Origin of the sequence: Rubellimicrobium mesophilum DSM 19309 (assembly GCF_000600335.2) — a bacterium.
GTDB lineage: Bacteria > Pseudomonadota > Alphaproteobacteria > Rhodobacterales > Rhodobacteraceae > Rubellimicrobium > Rubellimicrobium mesophilum.
The window spans coordinates 37710-46578 of record NZ_KK088577.1 but is presented as its reverse complement, the minus strand read 5'-3'; the positions used below and the strand labels follow the sequence as shown (position 1 = coordinate 46578).

The window sequence follows — 8869 nt, the reverse complement described above, 5'->3', positions numbered from 1 at the left end:
GGGCCGGACCGGCCGTCGCGCCCTCCGCCGCGGCCGCCGTCCCCATCGCCGGCGCCGTCGTCGGCCGCGCCGTCCGAGCCTCCGTCGTCCGTGCCGTCGGACCCGCCGCCACTGGCCCCGCCCGAGCCCTCGTCGTCCCCGCCCGAACCGCCACCGTCGTCCCCGGAGCCGCCGTCGTCCCCGCCCTTCCCGGATCCGTGGTTGTCGGAGCCACCGCTGTCGTCGTTCCCGTCGTCGTTGCCGCCTCCGTCGCCGTCGGAGTCGCCATCATCGTTGCCGGAGCCTTCGTCATCGTCGTCGCCCCGGTTCCCGCCCCCGGAGCCGCCACGGTCGTCGCCCCCGCCGTGCCCTCCGCCCCCGGACCCGGAATGACCGCCGCCATCGTCCGCCCAGGCCAGCGACGGGGCGAAGGGGAGCCCCGGACCCAGGGGCGCGACGGCCAGCGCCGCCCCCCAAGCCAGGAGCGCGAGGACGCGGCGTCGATGGGTGGGCTCCTGGGGGTTCATGCGCCTTGGGCAGGTTGCGGGCTCCCCCTTGAGATAGCACCCCTGAGGCGCCGATGCAGGCCGGACCAAAGTCCAGCGGATGCGGGTTCTTTCGTCGATCCGGGGGATCGGAAGCGGCCGAACCAAGGTCCCGGAGAGGACGGACCCAGGACGGACGCGATCGGCCGACCGGGGTCGGTGCCGGGCCTGGGTGATTCGGGCGAGGGTGGAGACCTCAGCAACCCCGGACCGAAAGGACCTCCGATGAAGACCCTCCTCCTGAGCACCACCCTCGCGGCGCTGACCCTGGGCGCCCTCCCCGTCCTCGCCGGCGGGAGCGACGGCATGACCCGCCTGACGGCAGCCGGATCGACCTTCCAGGGCCCGGGCCTCGGCGCCGACGAGTTCGACCGGCGTGGTCGGCGCGTCCGGGGCGGCTCGGGCTGCGATGATCCGAGGGACCTCATCGAGCATCCCGAGTGCCGCTGACGCTTCGCACCCCGTGACCGCGGCCCCGACCCTCGCGGTCGGGGCCGCTTCATGTCCGGGGGCCGGTCACTGGCCCCGCGCGGACATCTCGGCCTGGATGTTGAAGGCGCGGTCGCCGATCTGCACGCCGGTCCGCATGTCGTTCAGGATCACGGTCGTCTGGCTGCCGCCGCTGTCGGTGATGACCCACTGCCGGAGCTCGACCGGGGCGGCGGTGAAGACGAGCTGGATCGAGCCGTAGTCGGGGTGCTGCGGGTCCTGGGCGGTCACCGTGGTGGTGGTGCCGTCCGAGGTGGCCCCCGTCACCATGCCGGCGCGGCCGAGGTTCACGTTGTCCGCGAGGATGATCGAGAGCGGCGTCTCGCTGAGCGGGAATCGCTGCGGCCCCTCGTTCGAGGCGGCGTCGAAGACGGCGACCTGCCCGCCCCCGGCGACGAAGAGGCCCGAGTCGTCGGCGTACTCGAACCGGACGCGACCGGGACGCTTGATGTAGAAGGTGCCCTCGGAGAGCGACCCGTCGGCGTTGACCTGGGTGAAGCCGCCCGTCGCCGTCTGCAGCGAGTTCAGGTAGTCCGAAATCTCCTGCAGCGAGAGCTGCTGGGCGGCGGCTGCCAGGGGCGCGAGCGCCAGGGTGGCGGCAAGGGCGAGGCGGCGCATCATGCGGCGGAGTCCTTTCGTGGCTCTTTGGTCGAGGGACCATATAGGGCCGTCCTGACGCAACCCCGAGCGACAGGCGATAACAAGCGGGCGACAGGCGGTGAGGAGGGCGGATCGGGGCCATGGGCCTGGGCGGAGGCCGCAGTTCCCCCTACCCCGCCGGGCGGCGACCCGGGGACAGGGTCACCATGCCAGAGGAAGGTTAAGGGCCGGTTAACAGCGGCCAGAAGACTCGCGGCGGGGGCTGTATCCGACCAGGGGAGGGCGATGCCGTAGGGCGGGCCTCAGCGCGCCATGCAACTCGGCGATCGGGTGCGCCGGTGGCGGGCTGAAGCCCGCCCTACGGGGCTCGCATCGCTGTCGCCGCCCCCGCGTGCAGCCCGCTCAGTGCGGCTCGGGCACCAGGATCTCGCGCTTGCCGACGTGGTTCGCCGGGGTGACGACGCCCTGCTCCTCCATCTGCTCCACGAGGCGGGCGGCCTTGTTGTAGCCGATGGCGAGCTTGCGCTGGATGTAGCTCGTCGAGCACTTGCGGTCCTTGGCGACGATCTGGACGGCCATGTCGTAGAGCGCGTCCTCGGTCTCGCCCCCCGAGGGAAGCGCCGGATCGGGGCCGTCGCCGGCCTCGGGCTGCTCCTCCAGCACCGCGCCGACATAGGACGGCGGGCCGAAGCCCTTGAGGAAGGTCACGATCTCCTCGACCTCCTCGTCGCTGCAGAACGGCCCGTGGATGCGGGTGATTCGCCCGCCGCCCGCCATGTAGAGCATGTCGCCCTGGCCCAGGAGCTGCTCGGCCCCCTGCTCGCCCAGGATGGTGCGGGAGTCGATCTTGGAGGTGACCTGGAAGCTGATCCGGGTCGGGAAGTTGGCCTTGATCGTGCCGGTGATGACGTCCACGGACGGGCGCTGCGTCGCCATGATGATGTGGATGCCCGAGGCCCGCGCCATCTGGGCGAGGCGCTGGATGCAGGCCTCGATCTCCTTGCCGGCGACCATCATGAGGTCCGCCATCTCGTCCACCACGACGACGATGAAGGGCAGGATCTCGGGCATGAACTCGTCGGTCTCGAAGACCGGATCGCCGGTCTCGTCATCGAAGCCGGTCTGGACGGTGCGCGAGAACATCTCCCCCCGCTCCAGCGCGTCGCGGACGCGACCGTTGTAGCCCTCGATGTTGCGGACGCCCATCTTGGACATCTTGCGGTAGCGCTCCTCCATCTCGCCCACCACCCACTTGAGGGCGACGACCGCCTTCTTCGGGTCGGTGACGACGGGGGAGAGGAGGTGCGGGATGCCGTCGTAGACCGACAGCTCCAGCATCTTGGGGTCGATCATGATGAGCCGGCACTCCTCGGGCGTGAGCTTGTAGAGGAGCGACAGGATCATCGTGTTGATGGCGACCGACTTGCCCGAGCCGGTGGTCCCCGCGATCAGCAGGTGGGGCATCTTGGCGAGGTTGGCGACCACGGGCTCGCCACCGATGTCCTTGCCGAGCGCGAGGGGAAGGCGCTGCTGGCCGTCCTCGAAGGCGGGGGCGGAAAGGATCTCGCGCAGGACGACCTTCTCGCGCCGGTCGTTGGGGAGCTCGATCCCGATGACGTTGCGCCCCGGCACGGTGGAGACGCGGGCCGAGAGCGCGCTCATGTTCCGCGCGATGTCGTCGGCGAGGCCGATGACGCGGGAGGCCTTGAGGCCGGGCGCGGGCTCCAGCTCGTACATGGTGACGACTGGACCGGGACGGACCGAGGTGATCTCGCCCTTGACGCCGAAGTCGTCGAGCACCTGCTCAAGCGAGCGGGCGTTCTCGGAGAGGGCGGCGTCGGAGAGGTGGTGGCGCTGGACCTCGGATGGGTCGGCGAGGAGGTCGAGCGGCGGGGAGGCATAGGCCATGGGCGCGGGCGCCTTGGGCACCGGCCGGGCGGGCGCGGCGGCCGGCTTGGGCGCGGGCCGGCGAACGGGAGCGGCGGGCGCCTCGACGACGGCCTCCACCACGGGCTCGCGGTCGGCCACGATGGCGCGTGGAGCGGGATGGGGCACGCCCCGCAGGGGCTCGGCGCGGAGGGTCGGGGCGGGTGCCTCGGGGATCGGTCGCGGCAGCGGGACGGTGCGGGTCTCGACCGGCGGCTCGGCGCGCGGCGATTCGATGCGGGCGCGGATGGCGTCGCCGATCCGGGCGCGGATGCGGACGTCGTCCACGGACGGCTCGTCGGGCTCCTCCTCGGCCTGGGGCTCCGGCTCGTGGCGGACGCGGCGGAGGAGCGAGGTCAGGAGGCCCTGGGCCGGCAGGCGCGAGGGGGCGACGGGGGCGTGGTCCGGCGCGGGGGTCTTGAGGAAGGCGGGCGCGGGCGGGATCGGCGCGAGCGGCGCCTCCACGGGCTCGGCGGGCTCGGCCCAGAACTCGGCCTCGAGGTCGTCGGGGTCCTCCAGCGCGGCGAGGTCGTCGAAGCCGTCCATGAAGGCGGGCTCCTCGGATTCGTCCCAGTCGGTCGTGTCGACGGGGGCGGAGCCTCCGACCAGCGGGGGCGGCATGAGGTGGCTGCGCGAGGGAACCGGCCCGGGGGCCGTGGCCCGCAGGATTGTGGCGCGGGACGCCGGGGGCAGGCCCGGGTCGAAGGCCGGACGCTCCTCGGGGGCGGGGATGGCGCGGATGGCGCGCTCCTCCTCCTCCAGGCGGGCGCGTTCGGCGGCGGCGCGCTCGGCCCTGGCGGCGGCGGCCTCGGCGGCGCGGGCGCGGACCGCCTCGTAGCCGTCGAGCGCGTGGAGAAGGCCCCGGGCGCCGGTGCGCAGCGCCCAGGCGTAGCCCAGGACCATGCCGAGCGCGGCGGCCTGACGCGAGGCCCGGATCTCGGCCTTGGTAACGCCGAGGGCGAAGAGGCCCAGCGCGACCGCACCGGCCCAGACGAGCAGCGAGACGAGGAGGTCGCCCAGGGGGATGACGGTGAGCAGGAAGCCCAGGGCGGTGTCGCCGAAGAGGCCGCCGGGGCCGTAGCCCTGCGTCCAGCCCTCGCCCGCCGGCATGGTGGCGAAGGCGGCGGAGAGGACGGCCACGAAGATCGGCGCGAAGACGGAGCGGGCCCGCTCCTCGGCCCGGTGGGTGGCGAGGCGGAAGCCCCAGGCGAGGAAGGCGAGCGGCACGCCCCAGGCGGCGCGGCCCACGATCATCATCAGGGGATGCGCGATGGAGGCGCCGAAGCGGCCCAGCCAGTTCTGCGTGGGCGCGTCCGAGGCCAGGAGCCAGTTCGGGTCCTCGGGCGAGTAGGTCGCCAGCATCACCACGGCGAGGAGGCCCGCGCCGAGGAGGCCGAGGCCCAGGAGCTCCTTGCCGCGCCGTTCGAGGGCGGCTTGGGTGTGACTGTCCAGGAGGGGCGCCCGGTCGCGGGTCTGATAGGCCATGATCCCTCCCTTACCGATAAAGAATGTCACGGATGAGGCCGAGGCCCCGCCGCACTTCGTCCGAATTCGCGACCAGCGCCACGCGGATGAACCCCTTGCCGGGGTTCCCGTCGCCGGCGTCCTTGGCGAGGTAGGCGCCGGGCAGGACGCGGACGCCCGCCTCGCGCCAGAGCTTCAGCGCCGCCGCTTCGCCGTCCTCGACGGGGAGCCAGAGGAAGAAGCCGGCGACGGGAGGCACGTAGCCGGGCACGTCGCCCAGCACCTCGTCGGCGATGCGGTACTTCTCCTGGTAGAGCGCGCGGGAGGCTTCGACGTGGTCCTCGTCGGCCCAGGCGCGCTCGGCCACGCGCTGCAGGGGCAGCGGCAGCGGCGCGCCGGCGTAGTTGCGGAGCTGGCGCATCCGGGCAACGGCCCGGGGGCCGCCGGCGACGAAGCCGGAGCGCAGGCCCGCGAGGTTCGAGCGCTTGGAGAGCGAGTGGAAGGCCAGGACCCGCTCGGGGTCGATGCCGAGTTCGTTGGCGACGGTGAGGACGCCCACGGGCGGCTCGTCGCGGTAGACCTCGGAGTAGCATTCGTCGGCGAGGACGAGGAAATCGTGCTTTTCCGCCAGACGGAGGAGGCGGGTCCAGTAATCCCGATCCGCGACGGCGCCCTGCGGGTTCGCGGGCGAGCACACATAGGCCAGCGCGGCGCGGTCGAGGACCTCGGCCGGCAAGGCCTCGTAGTCCGGGAGGTGGCCGGTGGCCTGTGTCGCGGGGACGAAGACGGGCTCGGCGTTCACCGAGAGGGCGGCGACCATGTAGACCTGGTAGAAGGGGTTCGGGATCAGGACGGCGGGCGTCTGGCCGTCCTTCTCCTCCGGGCAGAGGGCCATGGCGACGTTGTAGAGCCCCTCGCGCGTGCCGTTCAACGCCAGGAGGCGGTCGGGCGTGACCTCCACGCCGTAGCGGCGGGCGATCCAGGCGGTGATGGCGGCGAGAAGCTCGGGCGTGCCCTCGTTGACGGGATACCTGGCGAAATCCTGCAGGTTGGCGGCGATCACCTCGCCCACGAAGGGGGGCATGGCGTGGGTCGGCTCGCCGATGGACATGGCGATGGGCGCGCCGCCGGGGGCGTGCGAATCCAGGAGCTTCCGCAGACGCGGAAACGCATAGTCCGGGAGGTCCGAGAACCGCGCGGGTGCCGCCAACATTGCTGCCTCATGCTCCGGGGTCATGGGTGCCCCGGCTTGGAGGCAACAGTAACGCCCCCCGCGAGGCCCTGTCCAGAAATCCCGGCCCGAATCGGCGGGCGGCCGGAAGGGCTCTGTGGCATTTAGGCCCAACCTCTTAACGCCGCCTGCGCGGTTCTTAAGACTTGCCCCTCCCGGCCCGGCAGGACGCTCAGCATCAGGCCGCAGGAGGGGTTGCCAGTCGGGATCGAGACCGAGGCGAGGCCGAGGAGATTCGCCATCCGGGTGTTGCGGAGCGCGAGGAGGTTGCGGGTGCGGAAGAGCTCGTGGTCGGCCTCCACGGCGGCGGCCTGGGGCGGCAGGATCGGCGAGGTCGGGCAGAGGAGCGCGTCGAGGCCGGCGAGGGGGTCGCGGGCCTCCGCCCGGATGGCGCGGAGCTCGTCCATGGCGATGAGGTAGTCGGCGGCGAGGACCTCGCGGCCCGAGGAGACGCGGGTCAGGACGGGGGCGAAGACTTTGTGAGGCGCGGGCTCGACGTGCTCGCGCCAGGAAGCCCAGGCCTCGGCGCCGTAGAGGGGGACGCCGATCTCGTAGGCGCGGGGGAGGCGCGGGAGGCGGATGTCGACGATGCGGGCGCCGGCCTGCGCGAGGCGGTCGAGGGCGGCGTCGAAGGCGCGGGCGGGGGCGTCCTCCAGGCCGTCGAGGACGACGTCACGGAGGACGCCGAAGGTGGCGCCCGCGAGGGTCGCCCCGGCGAGGTCGGTGCGGGGGCCGCCCAGCGCCTCCCAGATCAGGGCGGCGTCCTCGACGCTGCGGGCGATGGGACCCACGGTGTCGAAGGAGGGGCAGAGGGGGACGACTCCGGTCAGAGGCAGCGCGCCGTGGGCGGGCTTGAAGCCGACGAGGTCGTTCCAGGCGGCCGGGAGGCGGATCGAGCCGCCGGTGTCGGAGCCGATCGCCGCCGGGGCGAGGCCGAAGGCGACCGAGGCCGCCGCGCCGGAGGAGGAGCCGCCCGGCAAAGCGCCCGGGTCGTGGATGTTGGGCGGCGTCGCGGTGTTCGGGTTGAGACCGAGGCCGGAGAAGGCCAGCTCGGTCATGTGGGTCTTGCCGAGGCAGACGGTGCCGCGGAGGGTCGCGCGGGTCAGGACCTCGGCGTCGTGAGTGGGCGTGCGCCCGGCGACGAGGGTGGTGCCGGCCTCGGTCGGGACGCCCGCCGTGTCGTAGAGGTCCTTCCAGGAGAGCGGCACGCCGTCGAGGGGGCCGCGCCGCGTGCCGGATTTCGCGCGGGCGCGGGCGGCCCGGGCCTCGGCGCGGGCGCGGTCGGGGGTGGCGCGGGCGTAGATGCGGTCGCGGTGCGGATGGGCGGCGATGGCGCCGAGATAGGCCTCGGCCAGCTCCGCCGGGTCCGCCTGCCCGGACTCGATGGCGCGGCCCAGGTCGGCCGCCGTGGTGTTCAGATCCATGCCCTGCCCTCGAATCCGTGATCGCCCGTGGCCGGAACGGCTCGCTTTGGGGCGGCGTTCGGCCCCGACACTTTGTCCGAGGAGACCGCCATGGCCAAGGCCCTGGGCTACGCCGCCAACCATTCCTTCAGCCGCCTCAAGCCGCACGAGTTCGAGCGGGAGGAGCCCCAGGCGGGGGAGATCGAGATCGAGGTCCTGTTCTGCGGGGTCTGCCACTCGGACATCCACCAGGTGAAGAACGAGTGGGGCAACACGGTGTATCCCTGCATGCCGGGGCACGAGGTGGTGGGACGGGTGACGCGCCGGGGCCGGGGGCGAGCCGCCACGAGGTCGGCGACCTCGTGGGCGTGGGCTGCATGATCGATTCCTGCGGCGCCTGCGGGCCCTGCCAGCACGGCGAGGAGAACTACTGCGAGGGGCCGAATAGCTGGCTCGCCACCTACAACGGGCCGATGATCCCCAAGGCCAAGGCGCCGGGCGGGGCCAACATGTACGGGCGGGACAACACCTTCGGGGGGTATTCGACCTCGCTGGTGGTCAAGGAGTCGTTCGTGCTGAAGGTGCCCGAGGGGATGGACCCGGCCGCTGCTGCGCCGATCCTCTGCGCGGGGGTCACGACGTGGTCGCCGCTGCGGCACTGGGGGTGAAGGCCGGGGACCGCGTGGGCGTGATCGGGCTCGGGGGCCTCGGGCACATGGCGGTGAAGCTCGCTCGCGCCATGGGGGCGCAGGTGACGGTGTTCACCACGACCAAGGAGAAGATCGAGGAGGCCGCGAAGCTGGGCGCTGAGGGGGTGATGGAGAACGACAAGGCCGCGCTGAAGGCGCTGGAGCTGCAGTTCGACCTCCTCCTCTCCACGGTGCCGGAGAAGCACGACCTCAATCCCTTCGTGACGCTGCTGAAGCGTGATGCCGCGCTGGTGGTCGTGGGTGCGCTGGAGCCGCTGGCGCCCACCAACAACATGGAGGTGGCGTTCCATCGCCGGACGCTGGCGGGGTCGCTGATCGGGTCCATCAGGGAGACGCAGGAGGTGCTCGACTTCTGCGCCGAGCACGGGATCGCGCCGGAGATCGAGATGATCCCGATCCAGGAGGTGAACCGCGCCTACAGGCAAGTCGAAAAGGGCGACGTGCGGTTCCGCTACGTGATCGACATGGCGAGCCTGAAGGCGGAGATGGCCGAAGGGTGAGTCGCGGGGCCCCGTGACAAGG

Annotated in this window: 7 protein-coding genes and 1 pseudogene; 3 read left to right on the top strand and 5 right to left on the bottom strand. The window is 72.5% G+C overall.

What is annotated here, in order from left to right; translation table 11 throughout:
• On the bottom strand, positions 1-506 hold a 506-nt coding region (locus RUMESO_RS13130; protein WP_211262886.1), incomplete at its 3' end, for a hypothetical protein.
• 243 nt (positions 507-749) lie between these two features.
• On the opposite strand from RUMESO_RS13130, the gene RUMESO_RS13125 reads away from it, so the two are divergent.
• Complete coding sequence (locus tag RUMESO_RS13125; RefSeq protein WP_037280881.1) at positions 750-974, top strand: hypothetical protein; 225 nt, start codon at positions 750-752, stop codon at positions 972-974.
• Between the two features lie 66 nt (positions 975-1040).
• Here the strand turns inward: RUMESO_RS13125 and RUMESO_RS13120 are convergent, their stop codons facing one another.
• The 4 genes from RUMESO_RS13120 to RUMESO_RS13105 form a co-directional block, all read right to left on the bottom strand.
• Positions 1041-1631 carry a LolA family protein gene (locus RUMESO_RS13120; RefSeq protein WP_037280906.1) on the bottom strand — a complete coding sequence of 197 codons (591 nt, stop codon included), beginning with the start codon at positions 1629-1631 and terminating at the stop codon, positions 1041-1043.
• 384 nt (positions 1632-2015) lie between these two features.
• Entirely contained in the window at positions 2016-5024 is a 3009-nt protein-coding gene (locus RUMESO_RS13115; protein ID WP_037280879.1) for a DNA translocase FtsK, read from the bottom strand.
• A gap of 10 nt (positions 5025-5034) precedes the next feature.
• Complete coding sequence (locus RUMESO_RS13110) at positions 5035-6213, bottom strand: aminotransferase class I/II-fold pyridoxal phosphate-dependent enzyme (RefSeq protein WP_156362935.1); 1179 nt, start codon at positions 6211-6213, stop codon at positions 5035-5037.
• Between the two features lie 125 nt (positions 6214-6338).
• Entirely contained in the window at positions 6339-7658 is a 1320-nt protein-coding gene (locus tag RUMESO_RS13105) for an amidase (RefSeq protein ID WP_037280875.1), read from the bottom strand.
• A gap of 90 nt (positions 7659-7748) precedes the next feature.
• Between RUMESO_RS13105 and RUMESO_RS27850 the strand changes: the two are divergent.
• Both RUMESO_RS27850 and RUMESO_RS27845 read left to right on the top strand, forming a co-directional pair.
• A pseudogene (locus RUMESO_RS27850) lies at positions 7749-8305 on the top strand (alcohol dehydrogenase catalytic domain-containing protein).
• The gene (locus RUMESO_RS27845) at positions 8278-8847 is read left to right on the top strand and encodes a zinc-binding dehydrogenase (protein ID WP_281177562.1); all 570 of its coding nucleotides are present in this window, start codon (positions 8278-8280) and stop codon (positions 8845-8847) included. The pseudogene RUMESO_RS27850 and the gene RUMESO_RS27845 overlap by 28 nt, the downstream one beginning before the upstream one ends.
• Positions 8848-8869 lie beyond the last annotated feature (22 nt).

Bases quoted from the DNA above. Each gene is read 5' to 3' on its own strand.
- RUMESO_RS13125 (WP_037280881.1), top strand. From the start codon at position 750: ATGAAGACCCTCCTCCTGAGCACCACCCTCGCGGCGCTGACCCTGGGC.
- RUMESO_RS13120 (WP_037280906.1), bottom strand. From the start codon at position 1,631: ATGCGCCGCCTCGCCCTTGCCGCCACCCTGGCGCTCGCGCCCCTGGCA.
- RUMESO_RS13115 (WP_037280879.1), bottom strand. From the start codon at position 5,024: ATGGCCTATCAGACCCGCGACCGGGCGCCCCTCCTGGACAGTCACACC.
- RUMESO_RS13105 (WP_037280875.1), bottom strand. From the start codon at position 7,658: ATGGATCTGAACACCACGGCGGCCGACCTGGGCCGCGCCATCGAGTCC.